At 39.0% G+C, this 451-nt stretch carries 1 protein-coding gene; it reads right to left on the reverse strand.

Features of this window, described 5'->3' with window-relative positions; all coding sequences use genetic code 11:
• Positions 1 to 451: IS30 family transposase (locus tag QOR82_RS09170; protein WP_283584427.1), on the reverse strand; the 451-nt coding region annotated here is incomplete at both ends.

Genomic DNA, 451 nt, shown 5'->3' on the forward strand with positions numbered 1-451 from the left:
GCTATAATCTGGGCACTACTATAATCATTAATAGCTTGGCCCTTAGTAATCTCCTTCCGGAGAAAACGATTATTGATTTCATTGGATCCGCGTTCCCAAGGAGAATATGGGTCAGTGTAAAAAATATGGTCATGAACTCGTGTTAACTCACTAAATTCAGAACCATTATCAGAAGTAATTGTTTTAAAAATGCGATAGTAAGCATTCTTGCCAAGCTTCTGACGCAACTCAACAAAAAAATGATTCACTGCATATGCAGTTTTACTGGTAATTTTTCTCGTAATATTAACCCGTGAAAAACGATCAGTCATTACTAGAACAACGCTATCCTTGCCATCTTTATGACCTTGAATAGTGTCTAGTTCCCAATGACCAATTTCGGACCGTTGGTCCGCAACCTGTGGACGTTGAGCAATGTTAGGTCCTAAGCACTTTTTGGCTTGTGGATGAG

Source organism: Limosilactobacillus difficilis, from assembly GCF_947387495.1.
In the GTDB taxonomy this organism is placed as follows: domain Bacteria; phylum Bacillota; class Bacilli; order Lactobacillales; family Lactobacillaceae; genus Limosilactobacillus; species Limosilactobacillus difficilis.